Genomic DNA, 23,105 nt, shown 5'->3' with positions numbered 1-23,105 from the left:
AATGGAAACCATCCTTTCCCACATTCGTACAAGTTCCGCCGAATTTCAGGAGAATCGCTCCGCATTTTTAGAACATCTTGTTCCGATTCGAAATCTTACCAAACAAGTGAAGTTAGGTGGTGGAGAAAAGGCGGTAGAACGTCATAAGTCCAGGGGAAAACTCACAGCAAGGGAAAGAATCCATCATTTGTTAGACGAAGGTTCCGGTTTTTTGGAACTTTCCACTTTGGCGGCTCACGAAGTGTATCCAGACACTGTTCCTTCTGCGGGAATCATCACAGGAATCGGAAGGATTGAAGGAGTGGAGTGTATGATCGTCGCAAACGATGCGACCGTCAAAGGAGGAACTTATTATCCTCTTACCGTTAAAAAACACATCCGTGCCCAAGAGATAGCCGAGAAAAATTCCCTTCCTTGTATTTATCTGGTCGATTCAGGAGGAGCATTCCTTCCCATGCAGGATGAAGTGTTTCCGGATAAGGAACATTTCGGAAGGATCTTTTTCAATCAGGCGAATATGAGCGCCAAAGGAATTTCTCAAATAGCAGTTGTTATGGGATCTTGCACTGCCGGAGGAGCATATATTCCGGCTATGTCCGACGAATCGGTCATCGTAAAAGGAAACGGGACCATCTTTCTCGGAGGTCCTCCTTTGGTGAAAGCTGCTACGGGAGAAGTCGTAACACCGGAAGAGTTAGGTGGTGCGGATGTACACTGTCGCATTTCCGGAGTGACGGATCATTATGCGGAAGACGATTTTCATGCCATAGAAATCACCCGTTCGATCGTAAAAAATTTGAATTATAAAAAGAAAACCCCCGTTCTTCCTACGCAAGAGCCTTTGTATGCTGCGGAAGAAATTTACGGAGTGATCCAAAAAGATTCCCGTAAATCTTACGATGTGAAAGAGATCATCACTCGCATTGTGGACGGTTCCCGATTTCATGAATTCAAAAAATTATACGGAACTACATTGATCTGCGGTTTTGCGGAAATTTACGGATATCCCGTGGGGATCATCGCCAACAACGGGGTATTGTTTTCGGAAAGCGCTTTGAAGGCGGCTCACTTTATCGAATTATGCGACCAAAGAAGAACTCCTCTTTTGTTTTTGCAAAACATCACAGGCTTTATGGTAGGTAAAAAATTCGAAAATGCGGGAATCGCAAGAGACGGTGCTAAAATGGTCAATGCGGTTTCCACCACCACAGTTCCCAAATTAACCGTTGTTACAGGTGGCTCCTATGGCGCAGGAAATTACGGAATGTGCGGTAGAGCTTTTTCTCCCGATTTTTTATGGATGTGGCCCAACGCTAAAATCTCAGTGATGGGGGGAGAACAGGCTTCCAACGTTCTTTGGACGGTAAAAAAAGACCAGGCGGAGAAAGAGGGAAAAAGTTTCTCGGAAGAGGAAGAAATCAAATTCAAAAAACCGATTTTGGATGATTATGAAAAAAAATCGTCTTCGGTTTACAGTTCCGCCCGGATTTGGGACGATGGAATTTTGGATCCGAGTGAAACCAGAGTTACACTGGGGAGAGCGCTTTCCATCGTTTCCCGAAGGGAAGAGGAAAGAAAGCCGTTCGGTGTATTCAGAATGTAAAATTTTTTTCTTTTCCATTTCCTTTTAGTATGAAAACTCAAACCAAATGTTGATTCACGAAAAGACAGTCGATACAATCGCCATTATCTCCCTGGAAGGAGAGGTGGACCTTTATAACGCCAAAGAATTGAAAGACGTTCTTGATAAGAAAATTCGCAACCAACAGTATGAAATCGTAGTGAACTTAGAAAAAGTCCCTTTTATGGATTCGTCCGGCATCGGGACTCTTGTGACCGCCATGTACAAATTGAAAAAATATCATGGGAATTTGAAAGTTTGCAGCGTTCATGGATCTGTTGCCAAGGTCTTTAAACTTACCGGTATGGAAAGCCATCTGGAAGTGTATCAATCGGAACAAACAGCGGTAGACTCTCTGATCGCAGAGAGAGAAACTTAAGATTTTCAGGGCAAGTAAAGATTTTTCTCCACTTGCTCTTTGATTTCCCTTCCTTCTAATCTTTCCAGAAGAAACAAAGCAAACTCAAACGCAGAACCAGGTCCTAAACTCGTATATATATTGTTATGTGATACGATTCTTTCTTCCTTGTAGTTTCCTCCCGTTCCCAAACTTAAACTGGAAGGGAACGCAGTGAACGGATCGTCTCCGGAAAGAAAACCCCAGTTTCTGAGAACATTGGGGGCGGCGCAGATGGCAGCGATCTGTTTTCCCTGTTTATTATGATTTTCTAATATTTCTTTCAAAAGGGAGGAGGACTGCAGATTTTTGGTTCCCTCTAAACCGCCGGGAAGGACGATCATATCGAAATCTTCTTTCGCAGCCTCTTCCAATGTTTGGTCGGCAATATGAACCGTTTTTCGGGAAGCTGTGACCGGGCCTTTTTCCAAAGAAGCGACTGTCACTTTTACATTCCCTCTGCGAAATACATCCGCGAGAATGATTCCTTCCATCTCTTCGAAACCGTTTGCAAAAGGGATCAGCACATGAGAGGACATAGGGAAACTGTTCTATTTTCAAGGATGGCATTCAAGTATTTTCCTCAAAAATCGATGAGAGGAAAGGATGCACTGGAAACTTCTTGAAAAAACTCAGGTCTAATTTTATAGGAGAGTACTGTAACGTATCTATGAGCCCAAAAAAACCAAATCCATTCAAATTCGTTGCCGTTGCGGCTACATCATTATTGATAGGGACTTTTTTATCCCCTATCCTCACTTGCGGAGATTCTCAACCGCAAAACCCCCTTCAGTTAAAAGCGGATTCGAACGACAAAGCTTCACCGGCACAAGTGCAAGCAGTCGCTTTGGAAGACGCTTTCCGTGAAGTATTTGAGAAGGCATCTCCCAGTGTAGTGTTGATCCAAACGGAACAAACGTTGAGTAGAAGTATTACTGGTGATCCTTATGTGGACCATTTTTTCGGGCTGCAAAATCAAGGCAGATCTCGTTCGGGTCTTGGTTCAGGAATCATATTGAATGAAGAAGGTTATGTTTTAACCAACCATCACGTGATAGGCGGTATGGACAAGTTCACAGTTCGACTCAAAAACAAAAAGAAGTTCGAAGCGGTTGTGATCGGATCCGATTCCGTTTTGGACATCGCCTTACTTAAAATTGACGCTCCTAAAGAGGAATTGAAAGCGGCATCCATCGGAGATTCTGAAAAAGTAAAAGTAGGAAACTGGGCCATCGCTATCGGAGCTCCTCTCGGACTAGACTACTCCTTTACCGTAGGGGTTATCTCCGCAGTGGAAAGAGCCATCGACAATTCAGGGCTTTCTTATATCCAAACCGATGCAGCCATCAACCAAGGAAACAGTGGTGGTCCTCTTTTGAACATCAAAGGAGAAGTGATCGGAATCAATCGTATGATCTTCTCTCAGTCAGGAGGATCGGAAGGGATCGGTCTTACCATCCCCATCAACGAAGCGAAGAAGGTCGCCGAACAGTTAAAACTTCATGGGAAAGTGAATCGTCCTTGGATCGGAATCAGCATGGTGGCTGTTACGGAAGAGATCAACGAAGACAAACGATTGGGATTGACTTCTCTCAAAGGAGCTTTGATCGCACAAATCTTAGCGAATTCTCCTGCACATAAGGCGGGACTACGTCCTCTCGATTTCATCATCGAATTGGATGGAAAACCGGTTTCCGGTCCGGATGATGTGAAATCCATCATCTCCTCCTCTAAAGTAGGGAAAGGAATTCAGATAAAAATCATCCGAAATAGAAAGGAAATCTTGACTTCGATCACTCCAATGCAGATACCAAAATGAGGTGAGTTTTAGAGAAGAGATCAATCAGCCGGGCGAAGATGAACCACAGCTTCGCCCCACGAAACTATCCGAGTTTATCGGCCAGAAGGAAGTTCTGGCCAATCTTTCCGTATATATAGAGGCCGCTAAAAAAAGAAAAACTCCTTTGGATCACGTTCTGATCTCGGGGCCTCCCGGTTTGGGAAAAACCACTTTGGCAAATATCATAGCCAATGAACTTTCCGTAGCGTTCACTCCCACATCTGCTCCTGCCATTTCCAAAGGTGCGGATCTGGTTCGATTTCTCACATTGTTGAAAACGAACGAAGTGTTTTTCGTTGATGAAATCCACGGATTTGTGAAAAAACAGGAAGAGCTTTTGTATCCTGCTATGGAAAATTATTTTGTGGATCTAGTGGTCGGGGAAGGAGTTACCGCAAATGCGCTCCAACTTCAATTGCAGCCTTTCACTCTTGTTGGAGCTACCACAAGATCGGGACTGGTGAGTGATCCGTTGAAATCCCGTTTCGGAATCCATTTGAAATTGGATTTTTATTCGGATGAGGAAATGGCAATCATAGTCGATCGTTCCGCAAACCTTCTTTCCGTTTCCTTGGATGAAGGAGTTGCATTGGAGATCGGGAAAAGAAGCCGTAAAACCCCCAGAATCGCCAATCACTTGTTAAAGAGAGTGCGTGACTTCGGAGAGGTTCGCAACGAAACCAGCATTCATATCGATACTTGTAAATATGCCTTCGACAGAATGGGAGTCGATCATCTGGGACTCGATTCTGTAGACAGGCAAATCCTAGACATCCTCATCAATAGATACGGAGGCGGTCCAGTAGGCATCAAACCGATCGCAGTCGTTTTAGGTGAAGAAGAAAGAACCATCGAAGATACATACGAACCGTTTTTAGTCAGAGTAGGGCTTGTGGACAGGACTCCGGCAGGAAGAGTCGCTACTAGAAAAGCATACGAACATTTGGGGCTTCCCGCCCCAGTTCCTACGAAGGACATTCAGAAAGATGACCCCACACTTTTTTAATATCCTTTTGCCGGAAACGGAAGAAGGGCAGAGAAGGCTTTTTTTCTCCGCCGCTTTTGTCGTTTTGATATCTTCCTTGCTTTTGGGGCATCTGATCACACGCAATATGCTTTGGAAGATGTTAGGTGAAGAGCAGGCTTCCGAACTGGCTTCTCAGGAAGAAAAAGAAAAAATTTACGATATATTGGTGGAACAACAATTCATCAACCCGGAAAAAAAGGACGAATACAAAGCTTTATCTAACCAGGATTCTGCGGGAGGAGGAGGAATCACGGAACAACAGGGATTCCATACATTGTCTCCTTTTCGTGAATTCATTTACGGAAGTGCGGCTTCTAATCCTTCGACTGCGCAGCCTAAGGCGGAACAAAGCAAAGAAGACGACGTATATGAAATAGGAATCTATAAAGCCGATCCTAAAACCACCCAAAATCAGGAAGAATCTCCGAACCAATCCGCTTCGGCAGGAAAAATGCTGAAGATTCCTTTCAATTATAGGTTCCAACAAGACTTTCTATTTCGCTGGGACGGTGCCAAAGCTTTAACGGTTCCCACCAAACAATTCGCAGGTTATTATTACTTCAAAAACATGCTGAAAAGAATCGAAGAATCTTTCGCTCCTCCGGGAGGAGGAAACTTCGCTTACAGAGATATCGCAGGAACTGTCGTTCGAGAAGGAATCAAACCGGGTATGACTAAGGTTTTATTTATGTTGAACGATAACGGACAGGTGATTGATGTGAGACTTGTTTCTTCGCAAGGACAAGTAGTGGTGGATCAGTCTTGTTTAGATTCCATCCGAGGCCAAAATTTCGGTGCGGTTCCCGATGAAATTAAGGCCAAGGGACTCATCTTCGGAATCAATTTTATTTTTCCAGACTACTTTCGTCGATAAATAGAATTTAGTCGTTTTGTAAAACGCAACCCCTCTTCGAATCTATAAATTTCGCTTTATTCGTTCTTCCCAATCCTGACACTATGACTTCTTTGTTTTCCTGGTCGTTTTTGAAATCACTGATAGGAACCCATTGTCTGGCGAAATGATGACATTGTTCCTCCGACTGTTTCATCACATAAAAACAGGAACAATATTCCTTGGAATAAAAACTGGAGATGATGGAAGGAAACGCCGCCAGATGTTTCCAATTCCATTGTACCCAAAATAAGATCAAAATTAAGACAGCGAGTAATGTTCCGAGTATATTTTTTTTCATAGAACTACCTAACTACAGATTCCTTAACAAGTTTGAGAAAATCGTTTTTAATAAACGTTTTTTCCCGATCATCTCCGTAACGAACGATGATTATATCCAAACTGGGGATTACATAAAGCATCTGCCCCCAGTGCCCTAGTCCCGCAAAAGTATCCTTAGGCGCATCCGGCCAAGGCTCAGGAACTCCTCTTTCGGGAACTCCCGTGTTTGCATACCAATGAGAAGTGTAATTGTCTTGAGGAAGGTCTTCGCTGTAAGGAGTGGTTTTGTATCCGGGAGCGGGGGTTCTTGTGAAATCGACCCAACCCTCAGGAAGAAGTCTGTTTCCTTCCCAAACTCCGTCGTTCAGATATAGATAACCGATTTTTGCCAAATCTCTCGCAGTAAGATAAAGATAAGAAGAACCTACGAAAGTTCCGGAGCCGTCTTGTTCGAAAGTAGCTTCTTTGATTCCAAGAGGAGCGAATAACTTCGTATAAGGGAGTTCTTCGTAAGCTTCTTTGCCGTAAACCTTCTTGAGAATGGCGGACAGAATGTTCGTATCGCAGCTGGAGTAATAGACTCTGGTTCCAGGTTCTGCTCTTAGGGGAAGTTCGCTGCAGAACTGACCCATATCTTTTCTTCCTCTCGTATAAAGCATTGCGATGACCGAGGATTTTAAAGGCCCGCTTTCATAACCTTCTTCCGCATCCAATCCGGAAGACATGTTCAGAAGATGTCGGATTGTGATTTTTTTATGAGCCTCATCTTTTGCGAGAGGTTCGAAATGGTAATAACCCGGATCGTCTAACTTGACTAATCCGTTTTTTACTGTGATACCGTAAAGAGCTTGGATGATGCTCTTGGAAACGGACCAAGTCAGATGCAGACTGTTTTGGTCGAAATTGCGTGCATATTGTTCTAAGATGATTTTTCCGTTGCGGATGACGACGAGTGCGTCCGTTCTTCTTCCTTTTCGATCCGTTTCATCTCCCGTTCTGAGAAATGCATAATCGGAGACCAATTTTAGTTTTTCACCAGAGATCCCGACTGACTCCGGTTTGGCTACTTTCCATTCGGCAGTAGGCCATTCGGGTTTGATTCTGGGAGGAAGAGGTGAGATTTCAGGAGGGCCGCCGAACGGGGACAAATCTTTTCCGCATTGAAGGAAAAGAAGACAAAACAAACCGACTACTAACTTGCGCATATGCATGACCTAAGTTTCAGAGTAAAGTCATGATATACCAAAAAAGAAAGAAATAAAGGAAAAACTTTCGTTTCTCTAAGCTAAATTTCCGATCCTGAATTTTTAGCAAAATTTTGTAGCATATTTACCATAGAGGAAAGGCCGTTCCTTCTGGAGATGGAAAGGAATTTAGAAAGTCCGATCGCATCGATAAATTCTAAGGAAGCGTTTGCGATCTCCTTAGGGCTGTGGCCGGAAAAAACACGAATAAGAATGGCGATGAGACCTTTGGTCAATGCAGTATCGCTGTCCGCATAAAATTGAAGTTCTCCGTTTTCCAAACTAGGGCAGACCCAAACTCTGGACTGACAACCGGGAACCAAATAACTTTCCGTCCTTTTTTCCTCAGGATATGCGGGGAGCTCTTCTCCCAGTTCAATGAGATATTGAAATTTTTCTTCCCAATCCGTTAGATCCGAAAATTCGGAAATGATTTCTTTTTGGATTTCTTCGATGGACTTCTTCATTTTTCGTTGAACAACTGTTTGATTTTTTTTCCAAGAGAACCTTTTTCTTTTTTTCTCATGTAAAATTTAGAAGGAGTGGTTTCTCCAGGGATTTTCATATCCAAACGGTTCTCAGTAGTGACCAGAAGTTCCGCTCTTTCTCCTTGGTATAGAAAATGGTATTCCACCCTGGTTTGAGAATTCAGATCGAATTCTTCATCTTTCCATTTTAATTTTCCTTTTTCAAAATCCGCTTCCAAACAAACGGGAGGTTTTACCAAAACGTCGCAAAACTCTCCTTTTGGGGGAAATTTCTTTTCGAACAGCCCGCATTGGGAAAAAAACAGAGCGGCTGTAGTCGAAATAAGAAATAACGTTTGTTTTGCGGATTTGGTTTTCATTTTAAGGAACCTATCTCCAGTTTTGTTTTTGCAGTCGGTCTTTCCAAAACCATCTTTCTTACGATTTGAATGATCTCAGGATTGTTTTTTCCGGAACGACCGTAATAATCTTCCAGAAGATCGATCCCTTTTTGGGTTAAGTTCTGCATGTGAAAGATAGTGGCTTCCGTGATCACGGAAGTTTCCGTGATTTTATCTGGATTGTCGGTTTTGGTGCTTCTTAAAAGAGCCAGGGCACCTACATAATCTTTTTTATAATATTTCCCCATTCCTTTTAGGAAGTTTTCTTCTCTGGGAGAAAAACGAATTCCCCCTTTGTAATCGGGAAGTTTCGTTGTTTCAATGATTTTTTCTAATCCTGCAGCATCTCCCGCCTGCATTGTGTTAAATGTAAGTAGCCAGATGAATGGGGCTTGAAATTCAGGAGACAATTTAGAACTGTCAATACTTCCGTATTCTTTAGTGAGAGTGCCCGGTTTTTTCACCTGGCGGTTCGTTTCCGTAAGAAACAAAAGCAGCCTGTTGTTTTCCCAATCCTGAAAGGAAGAAGAGGACAAAGATTCCGCAGTTCTGGCATTCCAAAAAATTTGATCCAAGGTGGACTGGGCCAATTGCGTTTTGCCGATGAATTCGGAAAAATTAGAACCTAAATTCAATACCAAACTGGATGAGTCGAAATGAATTCCCAGTCTGGGAAGATTCCAATATAAACTACGAGCGATTAGGTGGAACGCTTGCGGTTCCATCGGATCCTTTTCGGAATAAGTGACCGCAAGATTTTGGAAGTCTTCCACATCCTGTTCTTTCAGGTTTCCTGATTTCCAAAGTTCGATCGTTTTTTCTTTGGATTTTTCCGCACGCACACTCTGGTCACGGGCAAAAAGGAAAAAAATTTCTTTTCGGTACACATAACCGAGCCCAGAAATTCCTATCAAAATCACTAAAAGAAGCCATGGAGTTTTGGCCTTCTTTTTTCTATGAGGTTCGTAACGGGAATAAATCGCCATAGACTGTTCCCATTTTTTTTTTATGGCCCCTCTTGACACGGCTTTTTCTTTGTGATTTAGTGTCAGGTGTATGGAAGACGAATTTTTTGACGACGATGAATTTGACGCCGAGAGCCTGAATGAGGACGGAGTCACGTATGCTTGTGAAGATTGCGACCACAGGTGGGAAGCGGAAGGAGAGGATGAATACCTCGATTCTTGGGAATTGATCTGCCCTATGTGCGGATCTGCAAACATTACCGAATTATAGATTGATACGTTACTTTTATTTCTGCTTTTTTCTTAGCATTTCCCTCCCCCTCTTTTCCGAGGATGTCTCTTTCAAATTTCTGTATGACGAATACAAAAAGGGAAACTATGATACTGTTTCCCGACTCTCCTCCAAATTTTTAACGAAGCCGGATCCCAACTTGGATCCTCGATTTTTCTTTCTCTATGTTTCTACGGAAAAAGATTGGGAGAAGTTGAAATCAGTCGTTGCCGTGGCTCCTCCCTCTCCCTGGAAAACAAGTAGCCATTATTGGAATGGAATTTATCTATTTATGGAGAGAGCCTTGGTTCTGGGAGAAAACGATTTGCTCGTAAAATGGGGCAGGGTGTTTCAGAAAGAAGGGAAAGGAAACGCACGTTATGCGGATTCCCTTTTTTTATTGGCTTTCGGAATGGCGGAGTTGAAAAATACTAAAGAAGCTATGAAGATTTTGGATGAATTGGAAACAGGTGAACTTTCTCCCAAACTGACGACTCAGGTATCGGCCTTGCGTGCCGAAATGAAGAACGAATAAGTTATGAAGTCTCTTCGTGTAGCAAGCGGTAAATGGAAAGGGAAAGAAATTCCCGCGCCGGAAGAAATTTCGGGGCATCAAAATTTTACGAACAGTCTCATCAAAAAAGCGATTTTTTCACTCATCGACTCCAAACTTGCTGGATGGAATCTAAATTTAGAATCTGCTTTGTTCTGCGATTATTTTTCAGGAAGCGGACAGATCGCCGCCGAGGCGTACAGCTTAGGTTATAAGAGAATTCTAATTTACGAATTGGATCAGGAGCGTTTTTCCCGTCTTTTGAAACTGTTCAAAGGATTGGAAAACATCAAATTGTTTCGCAAGGACGCCACCAAACATTTTTTAAAATGGGAACCAGGCACGGAACAAGCACAAGTGTTCTATTTGGATCCGCCTTATACGTATTGGTCGGTAACGCCTGTTAGGATGAGAAAGATGTTGGAAGAACTTTACGCCCACTGCCAAACTCTTTCCGTTCCTTCCGTCATTCTTTGCCAAATTCCGGAACATCAGAAAGCGGATTCGATTTGGGCGGAGGTTCCTTTTAAAGAGAGGGAATACGGCAGTCATTCACTGATCGAAACCATTGTGGTACCTGCTTCGTTCGCAAACACTCTTCCTTCTCCGGCAGAAAATGTAGAGTGATCTTGAGAAAGGTAAGATGGGAAAACGATGTACAAAAGGGATTCTGTTTGTTTTTCTATTTTTCGCTTTTCCGATACAATCTGTCCCTCTTTTTGAAGAAGTAAAAAACAATTATCTTCCATCCGACCTTTTGTTGTACGACAGACAGGGAGAGGAACTTCAATCAGTCCGCATTCATCCTCGTTATCGTTCGGAGAGATGGACGGAAACAAATGAAATCCCCGAACATACATTAAACGCAATTCTTTTCAGTGAAGATAAAAAATTCTTCGAACATAAGGGAATCGATTCTCTCGCTTTTTTAGGATCCGTTTGGGGAAAGTTATGGGGGCTTCCTTTGAGAGGCGGTTCCACAATCACTATGCAATTGGTTTCCTTATGGGAAAAAGATCTAAAGCCCGAAGGGGGAAGACGGAGTTTCACACAAAAACTCAAACAGATACAAAGGGCTTCCGATTGGGAGGATGTATGGACCAAGGAACAAATCCTCACTGCTTATTTAAACTTGGTTTATTTTAGGGGAGAACTGAGAGGGATTCGTTCCGCAAGCTGGGGTTTGTTTCGAAAACCTCCTTCTACGCTTACACCAAACGAATCTTATCTGCTTGCCGTTCTCATTCGCTCTCCTGAATCCCGTGTGGAAAAGATCGTAGAGAGAGCTTGTGTTCTCAAACAACAAATGGAAAACAGGGAAACTTGCGACGGATTGGATACGATCGTGAAACAATCATTACTGAGAAGTTTCGATTATCCTGCAAAACCTAATTTTGCTCCTCAGTTTGCCTCCAAAGCATTTGCGGAAGGGATTTCTTCCGAATCCAAATCTTCTCTTTCTCGTTCCTTGCAGGAGAAAGTGGAATCCATTCTGAAATCGAATCTGATCCCTTTGGCTTCTCAAAACGTAAAAGACGGAGCCGTATTAGTACTTCATAATTCTACGGGAGAAGTATTGGTTTATGTGGCCAATGCGGGGAATCGAAGCGAAGTTTCTTCTTTGGATCTGATCCAAGCCAGAAGACAGGCGGGTTCCACTTTAAAGCCGTTCGTATATGCGCAGAGCTTCGAAGAACGAAAGTTAACTTCTGTTTCCGTCCTGAACGATTCCCCTGTCGATATTCCGGTGTTTCGGGGAATCTACAGACCGTTAAATTATGATAAATCGTTCCAAGGAAAAGTGACTGTGACTCAGAGTTTGGGTTCCTCCTTGAATATTCCTGCAGTCAGAACTTTGTCTTATTTGGATATGGGAAAATTCATACACACTCTATCTTCTTTAGGGTTAAAAAATCTGAGTTATCCTGAATTTTACGGGCCTTCTTTGGCGCTCGGGACAGCGGACGTAAGTTTATGGGATCTAACAAACGCTTATCGAGTTTTGGCGAACGGAGGTGTTTATACGGAACCTTCCTTTCTCGTTTCTCCTTCCTCAGGAAAGGGGGACGTATCTGCGGATAAAACAAACAAACGTATTTTTCGGGAATCCGTTTCTTATCTGATCACCCGCATTCTTTCTGACAGAGAAGCCAGATCTCTCAGTTTCGGTTGGGAAAATAATTTATCCACCAGATATTTCTCTGCAGTTAAAACAGGAACCAGTCAGGATATGCGAGATAACTGGTGTTTGGGTTATTCGGAAGAATATACCGTAGGTGTTTGGGTGGGAAATCCTACAGGTACTCCTATGAAGGATGTGAGCGGAGTTTCCGGTGCCGGTCCTGTTTGGAGGGAAGTGATGGATCTTCTGCACGAAGAAACTCCTTCCAAAGAACCTTCCGTTCCCGAATCCGTAGTGTATGTTCCCGCCAAACGAGCCTATTTCGAGAGAGGAACCGAAGATGTTTCCGATGCAGGAGAAATTGTTTCCAAACAAAAAACTCTTCCTAAAATCACTTCCCCTTCCCATCAGACGATATTTGCAGTCGATCCGGACATTCCTGTAGGAAAACAGAAAGTCTTCTTCTTATTGAATCGTTATCAGCCGGGGTATTTCTGGTATTTGAACGGAAAAAAAATTTCGGAAGCAAATTCTCCCTTTTTCTGGGATCTGCAGAAAGGCATTTTTCAATTGCAGATTGCGGATCAAACGGGAAAGGTATTCGATGAAGTATCGTTCGAAGTTCGTTAGGGAGCGTTTATGGGAAAACCGGTAAAATACAAACATAGTTACTTCCAAAAAGTCGCCTGGGGAGAAATGGATGCTTTCGGGCACGTAAACAACGTAACCTATGTTAGGTATTTTGAGACGGCAAGAGCCGACTATTTCACCGTGGAAGGTCTTTGGGATTCCCCTTTAAAGCCGGTTAGGTTCGGCCCTGTGCTCACTCATTTGGATATGGACTATAGAAAACAAGTGGTGTTTCCTGCCACCTTGGAAGTTTCTTTGGAAGTCGATTCCATTTCTTCCAGGGCGTTTACTGTCGTCTGCTCCATGTGGAACCAAGACGAGGAATGTGTTCTTACGGGACATGCCAGCTTCATTTGGTTCGATTTCGAATTGCAAAAACCGTCTCAAATTCCCGATGTTTTCAGGGAAAAATTTGGTTCAAAAACAAATTAACCGGTAGAAATTGGAATAGTTTATGGATTTCAACCGCAGAAAATCGGATCAGTTCAAACTAGACGAAGAAGTCCTCAAAATTTCTCGTATCTGCCTGGCGGTATTCACGACGTTCATCGGCTTCGGAATCTTCGCACCGGTGAACGAACTGGGGATGTATGATCCCAAATGGATGAGAGCCGTTCATTCAGGGATCACCTTTCTATTTTTCCTGCTTACCTTTTTTTCTTCCTGGGTTCGCCATCGCATCCAGCCGATCATGCTTGTCTTTTTTTATACGATGAGCGCCCATTCTCTAATTCTTCTCTATTGGAATTCACTTTATGTCGGTTATCTGATCGGTATGATTTTGGTTCTTTCTTGTATCGGAGTCAGTTTTGTGGAAAGAAAATGGCTCGTGCATTATTTAGGTTCCGTCACTTCCGTAGGAATTCTGATCGGGATCTATACGAAAGAACCTATGATGGATCTTTCCTTGTATTTATCTGCCATACTAACGCCTGCTATTATTTCTTATCTTACGTTGAATGTTCGTTTGGGTTCTGTCGAAAAACTCAGAGAGTCCGAATCGCAGCTGAAACATTTTCATGACCGCATCTCCAGCGACTTGGACATGGCGAGGGACACTCAGAACAATTTAGTCACAACGGATTGGCCTAAAATCGAAGGTTGCAAATTCACTAGTTTCTTTCGTTCCTTCGATCAAGTAGGAGGAGATGCGATCAGTTATAAGATCAGACCGGACGGGACGGTTGCCATTTTTTTTGCGGATGTTTCCGGTCATGGGATTGCGTCCGCAATGGTTTCCGCAATGGCTGTGTTAGCTTTCAATATCCATGCGGTGGCGGAGAATGAACCTGCTTCTTGTCTTCTTGCGATGCACGAGGATTTAAAAAATTTAGTCCCCAACAATCATATCAGCGCGGTAATCGTTTATTATTCTCCTACGACAAAAACCATCGCTTATTCCTATGCGGGACATCCTCTTTTGCTTTTGATGAAGTCGAACCAGACCAATCAGTTTTTAGAAGGAAGCGGGACTTTGATCGTTTCCATGCTGGAACCCCGATTGAAAAATAATTCCAAAGTATTGGAGTCAGGCGATAAACTATTGTTTTATTCCGATGGGATTGTCGAAGTGAATGATGCGGAAGGGGAATTGTTCGGAGATGAAAATCTAATCGATACGGTCACCAAATACCGTTCCCGAACGGGAATTGATTTTTTGAATTCCCTCTTCGAAGATGTGATTCGTTTTTCCGATCAGAAATTTTCCGATGATATGAGTATGCTTTTAATCGAGTTTGAATGACACTTAGTATTTTATTAACACCCTTTCGCTGGTTCAAAAGAGAATTTATCCCTTTCCGCATTCTGGATCGTTATTTGTTCTTTGACTTTTTGAAGAACTTTGCAGGAACCTTGATCCTTCTTACTTCCATGATCGTAATTTACGAATTTACGAATAATATGAAGTATCTTGTCTCTTCCAAAGTCCAGCAATCTCATGTTTATTTTTATATTCTCTACTCCGTTCCGGGAATGATCGTACAAGTGGCTTCTCCCGCGCTGATGTTTTCCGTTTGTTTCGTGGTAGGGCAGTACAGTGTGAACAAGGAATTGGTTGCCATTATGGTGGCGGGAGTTTCCTTCCTTCGCATCATCACTCCTATTTTGTTTTTCGGTTTTTTCGTTTGGATGTTTATGACTTTTTTCAGTCAATTTGTTGTGATTCCTGCCAACAAACAGGCGCAAATCGAATACAGTTACATGGCCAAAGGTGCCAACCGACTCATCGACTTTGTCTATCAATTCCACGTAAAAGGTAAAAACGGTTTTTATTACGTATATTGGATCGATGAAAAAGAAAACACCGTCAAAGGGGGATTCAATTACGTCGATATCGGAGAGGACGGTCTGCCGAATTATACGGTTTCTTCTCAAAAAGCTAAGTTCGTAGAAAATCCTCATCATTGGATTCTGTATGATGTGGAAGAGATTCGTTTCAATTCCGATCTGGAAGTGGTTTCCAGGGAAAAAATTCCAGAAAAAAACTATCCTTTTCCTGAGGACATAAAGTATTTTTCCAGACCCACCAGAAACCCGGAGCAGATGAACTTCTTCGAGTTAGCTGAAGAGATAGAGTCCAGAATCGGAAAAGGAATTCCTTATAGAGATGTGCTTGTGCAGAGACATGTGACGTTTGCCATGCCACTCATGTCTTTTATCGTTGTGGCGTTAGGAGCACTTGCAGGAGCGATCACCAAACGATCCGCCGGTGTTGCCTCTTTGGGTCTGACTATCGCCGTGGTTCTTCTTTATTATATTCTTTATTCGACTGCGAAAACTTTGGCGGAAAACGGAGGGCTTCCTATTTGGCTGGGAATTTGGATCACTCCTTTTCTTTTTATCACCGCAGCTTACGTTTTATATAAAAAAATGAATATATAACGGAGTAGATGACTTGTGAAATTTTTTTCCTTTTGGGTTCTGCTTTTTCTTTCGCACTCCTTTCTTTTTTCAGAGGCTCTCGAGACGGAAGGGCCTCTTCGTTCCCCTTATCATTCTCTCGATTTTTTCTATCAGCAAACAAAACTTAGAAATTATTCCAAAGCTAAAGAAGCGATGGAATTTCCCTCTTCCGTATCCGAGGAAGAACAAGAGTCCGATGCGGAAAAATTAAAATATCTTTTGGATCGTTTCCTTTGGATCGATTGGGATTCCTTGCCCAAATCAACGGAAGGGACGAATGTCCCCGTTCGATTGGGTGCCATTCCTTTGGGAGAAAGATCCGTTCCGATCACCTTACATTCGCAAGTAAAAGGTGAGGAAAGAGTTTGGAAGATCTCCAAAGCAAGCGTCAATGCGATTGAGATTTTATACCAGGAATACCATCCTCCTACTTGGAAACGATGGATTCCCGAATCCATTTCCGAGTTAGGGTTTTTGGGATTACAGTCCTGGCAGTGGATCGGGTTAGCGGCGGTGTTTTTGATCGCTTCCTTATTCTCTTTAGTCTTCGAAGCGGTGTTTTATTTTTTCGGAAAGAATTTATTGATGAGAAGTTCTTTCGGAGGAAAGGAATTCCTTCTTTTGATTCGAAAGCCTGCAAGATTGTTCTGGTTCGCCGTCATTGCTATGGTTCTCAAACAAGGATTGGATCTTGCGTATTCTCCCGGTCAATTTTTGCAATCCCTGCTCAATGGAGTTTTGATCTTCAGTTTTCTTTGGTTTTTTTACAAATCCTTGGATTTGTTCTCTTCTTTCATCGAAAGAAAGTTAAGCGGAGGACATTCGGAAGATGGAGATATTATCTTCAGTCAGGAATTCAAAACCAGTTCCATCGTTTTAAGAAGAACGTTAAAGATCATTCTTATCTTGATCGGAATGTCCGTTTTGTTTATGCAATTCGATGCTGCCAAAAAAATAGGAATGTCTCTTCTCGCCTCTGCCGGTTTGGCGGGACTTGCCTTGGGACTTGCAGCACAGAAAACCTTGGGAACTATCTTTGCGGGAATCCAACTCATTCTCACCCAGCCAGTCCGTATCGGAGACAGTGTTGTGATCGAAAAAGAATACGGGTTAGTCGAAGAGATCCGTTTTACTTATATAGTGATCCGCACTTGGGATCTTCGCCGTTTGATCATTCCTATCTCTTATTTTTTGGAAAAACCTTTCGAGAACTGGTCTAAAATCGATCCTGAAACCATAGGAGTTGTTCTTCTCTACGTAAGTTATCAAACTCCCTTGGAACGACTGAAAGAGGAAGCGTCCGGTTTCGTGCTCAAACATCCGTTATTCAGTAAAACAAGTTTCGGTGTTCAGGTAACCGAGACAAGCCCCGATCATATCACAGTACAAATCACAGCATCGGGAAAAACCCCTTCGGAAACATTTCAATTGAAAGTGGAACTCAGGGAATATATGGTTGCCTTTCTTAGGACTTGGGAAGAAGGAAAGTATCTGCCCTAGATAAAGGCAGATACATCCGGGCTTGTGATCAGTCTTGCAAAAACACTCGATTGTAAAGGTCTGTTTGCAAAATTCCTTTCGGATCGTATTTCTTTTTTAAGCTGAGGAATTTTTTCAAATTCGCCTTAGGAAAATAAGATTCCATCACTCTTTTGCGAAGAGTGGAATCTTTTGCGAAGTAGAATCTTCCTTTTGCTTTCAGAACGATTTCATCCATCGCATAACATAGCTCCCAAAGTTTTTCTTTGTTCGATTTCGTTACGGGAAAGTCCATCGCCATAGAAAAACCGTCCACAGCATGTGTGAGTAAAAAAGGATCCGGTTTGTGCTTTTTGAAAACGGAAAGATAATTTACGATTCCTTTCTCTTGGCAGATCGTGAACAATTCCTTCATCGCCTCTTTCGCGGTTTCTTTCGGAATAAAAACCTGATATTGAATCATAGAGCCGGGTTTGTAAATGTATTTCCAGTTCGGAACATAGTCCAAAAGAAACGCATACTCCGCATGACCTTGGTAATACGATTTATGATTGACCAAGATGCTGGCGATGCATTTGGCAAAATTGACAAGTCTCATTCCCAAAGAAAAACTGAAAGGTCTCATCAAAATCCACATCCATTTTTTGGGAATCACCCAGAACAGATGGGAAGGAAGATGTTGTCTTTCCAAAAGGCAGTTGCCAGGAAATTCAGGATCTTCCCCTTCTTTTAGGTTGGTCGCTTTGTGGATTTGTCCTCGTCCTAAGGATTTACCGGAAGCGAATGCATCGATCCATCCTACCAGATAGTCTGAGGTTTTGTAATTCGCTTCGAAGTAGTCGAATAACTCGTCGAAGTTACGGACGTAGACCGGATCCACTTTCATTTTTCCGGAATAAATCTTTTTCATTTTGATTTGAACCGTTAGAAAGCAACCTAACATTCCAAAGCCGGAAATAGCGGAATAAAAAAGATCCGAATTCGTTTTCGGAGAACATGTAAGGATTTTTCCCGCAGCGGTAAGGAATGTGAATTCTTTGATGTGCTCTCCGATCGTTCCCACTTGGAAATTATTTTTCCCGTGGATGTTCATGGAAAGAGCACCGCCTAATGTAGGCATCATGGTCCCGGAAACTACAGGCGGCCAAAAACCGTTTTCAATTCCCAATTCCCAGAGATCTTTGATTCTGGCGCCCGACTGCACCGTCATAACTCCCGTTTTTTCATTGAAGTCGAGAATTTGATTGAACTCGGTCAGATCTAAAACGATTCCTTCCTTGTTTGTGGCTGCGTCTCCGTAACTGCAACCTCCACCGCGTAAGGCGATCTTGGTTCCTGTTGCGTTGGCCCATTCGAAGATCTCTTTGATCTCTTCTTCCGATTCAGGTCTTAATACCGGGCTTAGGGAGAAAGTATTCATTCCCCATGCTTCTACTTTTTCCGGTTTTCCCAATTTGATGGATGGAGTATTTTTTGCTTTTTTAGAAACCATTGTTAGATGCTCAATTTCTTAAATATAAAACTAGGAATGTTTCTGATGATCAGTCCTACAAGAGCCCAAATTCCGGGAACGAAGGTTTCCTGTTTTCCTTGCGCCACCGCTTTTACGATTTTTTCCGCGGCTTCTTCCGCAGAGATCGCTTTCAAAAGACCTTTTTCGGGAAGAGGGAGCCCCTTCGTCATTTCCGTTTTTACGAAACCAGGTTTAATTGTTGTTACTTGGATGTTGCTTTCCGAAAGTCTGTTTCTCAAAGCTTCCAAATAGGTATTCAGTGCAGCTTTCGAAGTGTTGTAGACAGGGTTTCCTTTTCTGCCTCTTTCTCCCGCGATGGAAGAGATTCCGATGATTTTTCCCGATTTTTGTTTGGTGAAGAATGTTGCGGCAGGATTCAAAATAGCGACTGCGCCCAAAGTATTGACGTTCAGCATGGAAATATCTTTAGCCGTATTGTACTCGTTTGGTGAAACTTCCGGCATGAGTCCGGATGCGAAATAAATTTCATCCAATCCGCCCAATTCTTTCACGGCTTTTTCAAAGGTTTTCTCCGCTTGAGAAAAATTGGTCACATCGAACGGAACGGCAAATGCCGGTTTCGATTTTCCTTTTGCGTTCCATTGCGAAACGATGGCTTTCAGTTCTTTTTCCCTTCTTGCGATCAGAACCACTTCCGATCCGTTTTTCAATTCCAACTCTGCGATGGCTTTTCCGATCCCGCTAGAGGCTCCGACGACGATTATTTTTTTCCCCATGCTTCCCATTTTTTGGTTTAATGGAATATGGCAAGTCGATTCAATAGGGGAAGTGTCCTCGGTGCAGCGAATCTTGGTCGACGGGATGAATTTAATCTATAAATTTCCCGATTTGGCCTTTTATCTGGTCGATTACCGCTTAAAAGACGCAAGAGAAGGGCTTTTAGCCTACCTTTGGCAGTTTTTTCAAGGCTGGAAAAAGGCAGAGGTACTTGTTTTTTTCGACGGAAAAAAAGACCCGCTTTCCGATTGTTATTCGGAAGATTACGAGGGAATGTCCGTTCATTACAGCCATGAGCAAAAGGCGGACGATTTAATCATCGGTTATCTGAAACAAACTCCCATACCTTCTCATTGTTTGGTGATCACATCCGATAAAGAAATCGTAAATTTTGCAAGAAGGATCCGTGCCAAACGAAAGACCTCCGAAGAATTTTATAAGGATTGGCTGAGTTTTACGGAGAAGAAAGAAGAGTCCGAGTTCGACGAAATGAAAGAAGGGTTGACAGACGTAAATGAACAAGATTACTGGGAGAAACAATTTCTAACATAAAATTATATGTTGTTTAACTCCATTCCTTTCCTCATTTTCCTTTCCGTCGTTTATCTCTTTTACTGGGGGCTACCCCGATCGTATAGAAAGCCGTTCCTTCTGTTTTCCGGGCTTTCTTTTTACGCCTATTTTTCCTTAGCCTTCACCTTTCATTTTTTGGCAATCATCGCAATCAACTACTTACTTTATCGTAAGTTACACGAAACAAAGGGTAAATTCTGGATTCGTTTTACGGTAAGTTTTAATTTAATCAATCTAGGGTTTTTTAAATATTTCTATTTTTTCAATAAGGTACTTGCCGACTTGACTCATTACCCTTTTTTCGAAAAGGTTCCCGGTTTAGTACACATTGTACTCCCTCTTGCGATCAGTTTTTATTCCTTTCAAGTGATTGCCGCTGCGATTGACACCTACAGAGATAATTCCAAACCTTTGGTGAGCGTTTTCGATTATTTTCTATTCGTTGCCTTTTTTCCGGTTTTGATTGCGGGACCGATCATGCGTTTGGGAGATTTTCTTCCCAATTTGGACAAGTTAAATCCGGATAAGGAAAAGATGTACCGAGCATCCTATCTATTGATGTCCGGTCTTGTAAAAAAGGTGTTAGTTGCCGATCCTATGTCGACTACCATCTCTCCTATCTTTTCCAATCCCTCTTCTTACGATTCTTTTTCTTTGGTGATGGCAGGTATCTGTTATTCCATTCAAGTGTATTGCGATTTTTCTGGTCTGACCGACATGGCAAGATCCGTCGCCTTGTATTTGGGGTTTGAAATTCCCGAAAACTTTACAGGTCCGTTTTTCTCTACTTCGGGAAGAGAACTATGGAAACGCTGGCACATCACTCTATCTCTTTGGCTGAGAGATTATATTTACTTTCCGTTAGGCGGTTCTCGTTTGGGAGAAATACGCACCTATCTCAATTTAATCATCATCATGACTCTAGGAGGCTTTTGGCACGGAGCTGATTATACCTTCATCTGTTGGGGTTTCTATTGGGGAGTGATTTTGGCTGCGGAAAGGTATTTGGAGGACGGTTTGGGATGGAAACTCACTCCCACAAAAAATAAGTTTTTGATCGTAATCAAAGCCTTTATCGTTTTCTTTTTATTTTCCGTTTCAGGACTTATGTTTCGTTCCAATAACGCAAGTTTAATGGTCGATCTTTTTCACGGAATTTTCACTCATTTTCCTTCTCGTTTGGAATCTTTTCTTTCCGGAGATTCCAATTCCTGGCTGATCGGGGCGACTTCACTTTTCGGATCAGGTTCGTCCTTCTCTTTCGCTCATATAGAAAACTTGGAAAGAGTTTCTTATATGGCGGTAGTTCTTTTTCTCTTCCATCATTTTCAATACTTTCCCGAGTATTGGATGAAATTCAGAAAATACGATCCGTATTTAGCACCTATTTGCGGAATGCTTACGATCTTTCTTTTGGCTACATTGTCGCAAGACGGCGGCGATTTCATTTACTACCGTTTTTGAAGGACGATCGAATATGGATTTAATCAAACATAAGTTTTTGCTTCTTCCTCTTTTTGTGATTTTGATCAGTTTCTGTTTGGACAAATTGATTTTATTGGAGAATGTCCACACCTATTTTTCCAAATCCCTTTCCGATATCAATTATATTCAAAAGAACAAACTTTTCTCCGATTTGAAAGAATATCTGTCTCAACCTAATCGAGATAAGGTGCTTGTTTATTTCGGAAACTCCAGGGCCTTGCTTTTTGATAATGAATATATCCAAAAAAAATATCCTGGTTGGGTGATGTTTAATTTTTCCGTTCCAGGAGGAAAGTCGGACTACACTCTGCAGTGGATGGAAAAATTCGCAAAAGACGGAGTGAAGCCCGATTTTATCCTATTCGATCATTCCGTGGAACTTTATAATTCCTCTGCCACTTTGAAGGTGGATGAAACATTGACCAACGGTCTGGATGTATTGTTCGTACTGAAGCACTTCAACCTTTTTTCCACGGACGAAATCTCCACTTTGATTGCGAAAAGAATGTTCCGCACATATCAATACCGCCCTAAGTTGGAGACGATTCTTGCCCGTTCCAAAAAGAAAGAAAGTTTTCTATATCCCTATCGAGAGCTGAGAAATAATTTAATGGAACGTTTGGACAAGGGGAAGGGTTCTGCGATCACTCCAGGTACTCATCAGGCGGTTTTGCCTTTGGAACTTCTCAAAAAATCCGCGTTAGGTGATTTTCATTCTTATCTTGTTCCTTTTCGATTTTCAGAAAATGCACTTAGTTTTTTAGATCAGTCGATTGATCTTTCGAAACGTTTGGGTGTTCCTTCCGCAGTGATTTGGGTGAGACTTTCTCTGCCGTATATGGATCATATCCGAAACAAACAGGTAAGTGTGGAAGAAGGAAGGATGAATACCGTTTATGCGGAATGGCTGCCTAAAATTTCGGAATATAATAAGAGTAAGTCTGTTCCTTTATGGAACATGAACGACGATGCGGACTATCATTGTGATGAGTTCAGCGATGCGGGGCACATGTCCCCTTCTTGTTACAACGATTATACGAATTATATTATGGACAGGGTCAGTCGTTCGACAAAGGAACTCTGATGAATTCCACTCTGTTTTGAACATCCGTAGGAGATAATTTTTCAGGCTCCGTCGGATTCACTTTTTGTCCGGGATTGTTGATTGTAGGTTTGGTGTTGTTCTCTTTATCTACGGAGTATCCGAAATAAAAACCGTGCACCACTTCCACAACTGCCACAGCGCCACTGGAAGATATATTTCTAATTTCTATGATGACGTCGTCAGGAGGAGCCAAAATTTCGAAAACCCATTGGTTTTCTCCCACTACCTTTTCTTTTCTCAAAATGGGAGCCGTCTCTTCTGAACCTGTTCCACTATAGACAGTTAGCTGCCATTCTTTTAAGGTTCCGTCTCCTGCGATCCCTATGCCCAAAGACTGAGGTGCCGGTTCGGTAGCTTTCAAATCAAACCGAATCGCTCCTCCTTTATGAAGGGCTCCATACATTCTTTTTTTCGAAAGATTGGGATAAAGAGCGAGATCCTGAAGTCTGGCGGTAATTTCTTTCACGTTAGCGCTGAGCACGGAAGGTTCTGCGCTTAAGGCAAGGGAAATCATTAAAAGGAATAAAATGAGAACAGCGAAAGAGTTTTTCTTCATTACTACCATTGGACTTACAAGAACTCTTTCAGATGACGAT

Annotated in this window: 25 protein-coding genes; 16 read left to right on the top strand and 9 right to left on the bottom strand. The window is 42.4% G+C overall.

Features of this window, described 5'->3' with window-relative positions; genetic code table 11:
• Position 1: 1 nt before the first annotated feature.
• Together EHS15_RS09020 and EHS15_RS09015 are read left to right on the top strand one after the other, a co-directional pair.
• A complete protein-coding gene (locus tag EHS15_RS09020; RefSeq protein ID WP_135760228.1) occupies positions 2-1,603 on the top strand; it encodes a carboxyl transferase domain-containing protein in 1,602 nt (533 codons plus the stop codon).
• Positions 1,604-1,649: 46 nt separating this feature from the next.
• A complete protein-coding gene (locus tag EHS15_RS09015) occupies positions 1,650-2,000 on the top strand; it encodes an STAS domain-containing protein (protein WP_135760227.1) in 351 nt (116 codons plus the stop codon).
• Positions 2,001-2,005: 5 nt separating this feature from the next.
• Here EHS15_RS09015 and EHS15_RS09010 read toward each other — a convergent pair whose 3' ends face one another.
• Positions 2,006-2,557, bottom strand: coding sequence for a DJ-1 family glyoxalase III (locus EHS15_RS09010; RefSeq protein ID WP_135760226.1), 552 nt, complete (start codon positions 2,555-2,557; stop codon positions 2,006-2,008).
• A 131-nt stretch (positions 2,558-2,688) separates the two neighbouring features.
• On the opposite strand from EHS15_RS09010, the gene EHS15_RS09005 reads away from it, so the two are divergent.
• From EHS15_RS09005 to EHS15_RS08995, 3 genes are read left to right on the top strand one after another with little or no spacing between them, the layout of a single operon-like run.
• Positions 2,689-3,837, top strand: coding sequence for a S1C family serine protease (locus tag EHS15_RS09005; protein ID WP_135760225.1), 1,149 nt, complete (start codon positions 2,689-2,691; stop codon positions 3,835-3,837).
• A 1-nt stretch (position 3,838) separates the two neighbouring features.
• Positions 3,839-4,864: a Holliday junction branch migration DNA helicase RuvB gene (gene ruvB / locus EHS15_RS09000; protein ID WP_135760224.1), complete on the top strand. Its 1,026-nt coding sequence runs from the start codon at positions 3,839-3,841 to the stop codon at positions 4,862-4,864.
• The gene (locus EHS15_RS08995; protein WP_135760223.1) at positions 4,845-5,759 is read left to right on the top strand and encodes an energy transducer TonB; all 915 of its coding nucleotides are present in this window, start codon (positions 4,845-4,847) and stop codon (positions 5,757-5,759) included. Before ruvB ends, EHS15_RS08995 begins: the two co-directional genes overlap by 20 nt.
• Positions 5,760-5,766: 7 nt before the next feature.
• Here EHS15_RS08995 and EHS15_RS08990 read toward each other — a convergent pair whose 3' ends face one another.
• The 5 genes from EHS15_RS08990 to EHS15_RS08970 form a co-directional block, all read right to left on the bottom strand.
• Entirely contained in the window at positions 5,767-6,078 is a 312-nt protein-coding gene (locus tag EHS15_RS08990) for a hypothetical protein (protein WP_135760222.1), read from the bottom strand.
• A gap of 4 nt (positions 6,079-6,082) precedes the next feature.
• Entirely contained in the window at positions 6,083-7,264 is a 1,182-nt protein-coding gene (locus EHS15_RS08985; protein WP_135760221.1) for a serine hydrolase domain-containing protein, read from the bottom strand.
• Between the two features lie 80 nt (positions 7,265-7,344).
• Positions 7,345-7,770 carry a SufE family protein gene (locus tag EHS15_RS08980; RefSeq protein WP_135760220.1) on the bottom strand — a complete coding sequence of 142 codons (426 nt, stop codon included), beginning with the start codon at positions 7,768-7,770 and terminating at the stop codon, positions 7,345-7,347.
• Entirely contained in the window at positions 7,767-8,150 is a 384-nt protein-coding gene (locus EHS15_RS08975) for an LIC12806 family lipoprotein (protein ID WP_246052009.1), read from the bottom strand. Before EHS15_RS08975 ends, EHS15_RS08980 begins: the two co-directional genes overlap by 4 nt.
• Positions 8,147-9,157: a hypothetical protein gene (locus EHS15_RS08970; protein ID WP_246052007.1), complete on the bottom strand. Its 1,011-nt coding sequence runs from the start codon at positions 9,155-9,157 to the stop codon at positions 8,147-8,149. The genes EHS15_RS08975 and EHS15_RS08970 overlap by 4 nt, the downstream gene beginning before the upstream one ends.
• Before the next feature lie 70 nt (positions 9,158-9,227).
• On the opposite strand from EHS15_RS08970, the gene EHS15_RS08965 reads away from it, so the two are divergent.
• The 8 genes from EHS15_RS08965 to EHS15_RS08930 all read left to right on the top strand — a co-directional run bounded on the left by EHS15_RS08965 (position 9,228) and on the right by EHS15_RS08930 (position 17,116).
• Positions 9,228-9,407 (top strand): hypothetical protein, encoded by a 180-nt coding sequence (locus EHS15_RS08965; RefSeq protein ID WP_135760219.1) that lies wholly within the window; start codon positions 9,228-9,230, stop codon positions 9,405-9,407.
• Positions 9,408-9,567: 160 nt separating this feature from the next.
• Positions 9,568-9,942 (top strand): tetratricopeptide repeat protein, encoded by a 375-nt coding sequence (locus tag EHS15_RS08960; protein WP_246052004.1) that lies wholly within the window; start codon positions 9,568-9,570, stop codon positions 9,940-9,942.
• Positions 9,943-9,945: 3 nt separating this feature from the next.
• Positions 9,946-10,587 carry an RsmD family RNA methyltransferase gene (locus tag EHS15_RS08955; protein WP_135760217.1) on the top strand — a complete coding sequence of 214 codons (642 nt, stop codon included), beginning with the start codon at positions 9,946-9,948 and terminating at the stop codon, positions 10,585-10,587.
• Between the two features lie 16 nt (positions 10,588-10,603).
• Positions 10,604-12,712: a penicillin-binding protein 1C gene (gene pbpC, locus EHS15_RS08950; RefSeq protein WP_135760216.1), complete on the top strand. Its 2,109-nt coding sequence runs from the start codon at positions 10,604-10,606 to the stop codon at positions 12,710-12,712.
• A 9-nt stretch (positions 12,713-12,721) separates the two neighbouring features.
• Positions 12,722-13,144 (top strand): acyl-CoA thioesterase, encoded by a 423-nt coding sequence (locus EHS15_RS08945; RefSeq protein ID WP_135760215.1) that lies wholly within the window; start codon positions 12,722-12,724, stop codon positions 13,142-13,144.
• A gap of 22 nt (positions 13,145-13,166) precedes the next feature.
• Positions 13,167-14,456, top strand: a complete 1,290-nt coding sequence (locus EHS15_RS08940; protein ID WP_135760214.1) for a PP2C family protein-serine/threonine phosphatase — start codon at positions 13,167-13,169, stop codon at positions 14,454-14,456.
• Complete coding sequence (locus EHS15_RS08935; RefSeq protein ID WP_135760213.1) at positions 14,453-15,595, top strand: LptF/LptG family permease; 1,143 nt, start codon at positions 14,453-14,455, stop codon at positions 15,593-15,595. Before EHS15_RS08940 ends, EHS15_RS08935 begins: the two co-directional genes overlap by 4 nt.
• 15 nt (positions 15,596-15,610) lie before the next feature.
• Positions 15,611-17,116 (top strand): mechanosensitive ion channel family protein, encoded by a 1,506-nt coding sequence (locus tag EHS15_RS08930; RefSeq protein ID WP_135760212.1) that lies wholly within the window; start codon positions 15,611-15,613, stop codon positions 17,114-17,116.
• Positions 17,117-17,144: 28 nt separating this feature from the next.
• Here the strand turns inward: EHS15_RS08930 and EHS15_RS08925 are convergent, their stop codons facing one another.
• Both EHS15_RS08925 and EHS15_RS08920 read right to left on the bottom strand, forming a co-directional pair.
• On the bottom strand, positions 17,145-18,587 hold the full coding sequence (locus EHS15_RS08925) for an FAD-binding oxidoreductase (protein ID WP_135760211.1): 1,443 nt from the start codon (positions 18,585-18,587) through the stop codon (positions 17,145-17,147).
• Positions 18,588-18,589: 2 nt separating this feature from the next.
• On the bottom strand, positions 18,590-19,345 hold the full coding sequence (locus EHS15_RS08920; protein ID WP_135760210.1) for an SDR family NAD(P)-dependent oxidoreductase: 756 nt from the start codon (positions 19,343-19,345) through the stop codon (positions 18,590-18,592).
• 61 nt (positions 19,346-19,406) lie between these two features.
• Here EHS15_RS08920 and EHS15_RS08915 point away from each other — a divergent pair, with 61 nt between their 5' ends.
• The 3 genes from EHS15_RS08915 to EHS15_RS08905 are packed head-to-tail and all read left to right on the top strand — an operon-like array spanning position 19,407 to position 22,488.
• Positions 19,407-19,898, top strand: a complete 492-nt coding sequence (locus EHS15_RS08915) for an NYN domain-containing protein (protein WP_246052002.1) — start codon at positions 19,407-19,409, stop codon at positions 19,896-19,898.
• A 6-nt stretch (positions 19,899-19,904) separates the two neighbouring features.
• The gene (locus EHS15_RS08910) at positions 19,905-21,383 is read left to right on the top strand and encodes an MBOAT family O-acyltransferase (protein WP_135760209.1); all 1,479 of its coding nucleotides are present in this window, start codon (positions 19,905-19,907) and stop codon (positions 21,381-21,383) included.
• A gap of 13 nt (positions 21,384-21,396) precedes the next feature.
• Entirely contained in the window at positions 21,397-22,488 is a 1,092-nt protein-coding gene (locus EHS15_RS08905; RefSeq protein WP_135760208.1) for a DUF1574 domain-containing protein, read from the top strand.
• On the opposite strand, the gene EHS15_RS08900 is transcribed toward EHS15_RS08905, so the two are convergent.
• Positions 22,463-23,074 carry a hypothetical protein gene (locus EHS15_RS08900; RefSeq protein WP_246052000.1) on the bottom strand — a complete coding sequence of 204 codons (612 nt, stop codon included), beginning with the start codon at positions 23,072-23,074 and terminating at the stop codon, positions 22,463-22,465. The genes EHS15_RS08905 and EHS15_RS08900 overlap by 26 nt on opposite strands.
• Positions 23,075-23,105: the final 31 nt, after the last annotated feature.

It is taken from the genome of Leptospira idonii, from assembly GCF_004770995.1.
GTDB classification, from domain to species: Bacteria; Spirochaetota; Leptospiria; order Leptospirales; family Leptospiraceae; genus Leptospira_A; species Leptospira_A idonii.
The sequence above is the reverse complement of the archived record's forward strand: the minus strand, read 5'-3'. Positions and strand labels throughout refer to the sequence as shown.

Coding starts and splice junctions, on each gene's coding strand:
- EHS15_RS09020 (WP_135760228.1), top strand. CDS start 2: ATGGAAACCATCCTTTCCCACATTCGTACAAGTTCCGCCGAATTTCAG.
- EHS15_RS09015 (WP_135760227.1), top strand. CDS start 1,650: ATGTTGATTCACGAAAAGACAGTCGATACAATCGCCATTATCTCCCTG.
- EHS15_RS09010 (WP_135760226.1), bottom strand. CDS start 2,557: ATGTCCTCTCATGTGCTGATCCCTTTTGCAAACGGTTTCGAAGAGATG.
- EHS15_RS09005 (WP_135760225.1), top strand. CDS start 2,689: ATGAGCCCAAAAAAACCAAATCCATTCAAATTCGTTGCCGTTGCGGCT.
- EHS15_RS08995 (WP_135760223.1), top strand. CDS start 4,845: ATGACCCCACACTTTTTTAATATCCTTTTGCCGGAAACGGAAGAAGGG.
- EHS15_RS08990 (WP_135760222.1), bottom strand. CDS start 6,078: ATGAAAAAAAATATACTCGGAACATTACTCGCTGTCTTAATTTTGATC.
- EHS15_RS08985 (WP_135760221.1), bottom strand. CDS start 7,264: ATGCGCAAGTTAGTAGTCGGTTTGTTTTGTCTTCTTTTCCTTCAATGC.
- EHS15_RS08980 (WP_135760220.1), bottom strand. CDS start 7,770: ATGAAGAAGTCCATCGAAGAAATCCAAAAAGAAATCATTTCCGAATTT.
- EHS15_RS08975 (WP_246052009.1), bottom strand. CDS start 8,150: ATGAAAACCAAATCCGCAAAACAAACGTTATTTCTTATTTCGACTACA.
- EHS15_RS08970 (WP_246052007.1), bottom strand. CDS start 9,157: ATGGCGATTTATTCCCGTTACGAACCTCATAGAAAAAAGAAGGCCAAA.
- EHS15_RS08965 (WP_135760219.1), top strand. CDS start 9,228: ATGGAAGACGAATTTTTTGACGACGATGAATTTGACGCCGAGAGCCTG.
- EHS15_RS08955 (WP_135760217.1), top strand. CDS start 9,946: ATGAAGTCTCTTCGTGTAGCAAGCGGTAAATGGAAAGGGAAAGAAATT.
- pbpC (WP_135760216.1), top strand. CDS start 10,604: ATGGGAAAACGATGTACAAAAGGGATTCTGTTTGTTTTTCTATTTTTC.
- EHS15_RS08945 (WP_135760215.1), top strand. CDS start 12,722: ATGGGAAAACCGGTAAAATACAAACATAGTTACTTCCAAAAAGTCGCC.
- EHS15_RS08940 (WP_135760214.1), top strand. CDS start 13,167: ATGGATTTCAACCGCAGAAAATCGGATCAGTTCAAACTAGACGAAGAA.
- EHS15_RS08935 (WP_135760213.1), top strand. CDS start 14,453: ATGACACTTAGTATTTTATTAACACCCTTTCGCTGGTTCAAAAGAGAA.
- EHS15_RS08925 (WP_135760211.1), bottom strand. CDS start 18,587: ATGGTTTCTAAAAAAGCAAAAAATACTCCATCCATCAAATTGGGAAAA.
- EHS15_RS08920 (WP_135760210.1), bottom strand. CDS start 19,345: ATGGGGAAAAAAATAATCGTCGTCGGAGCCTCTAGCGGGATCGGAAAA.
- EHS15_RS08910 (WP_135760209.1), top strand. CDS start 19,905: ATGTTGTTTAACTCCATTCCTTTCCTCATTTTCCTTTCCGTCGTTTAT.
- EHS15_RS08905 (WP_135760208.1), top strand. CDS start 21,397: ATGGATTTAATCAAACATAAGTTTTTGCTTCTTCCTCTTTTTGTGATT.
- EHS15_RS08900 (WP_246052000.1), bottom strand. CDS start 23,074: ATGGTAGTAATGAAGAAAAACTCTTTCGCTGTTCTCATTTTATTCCTT.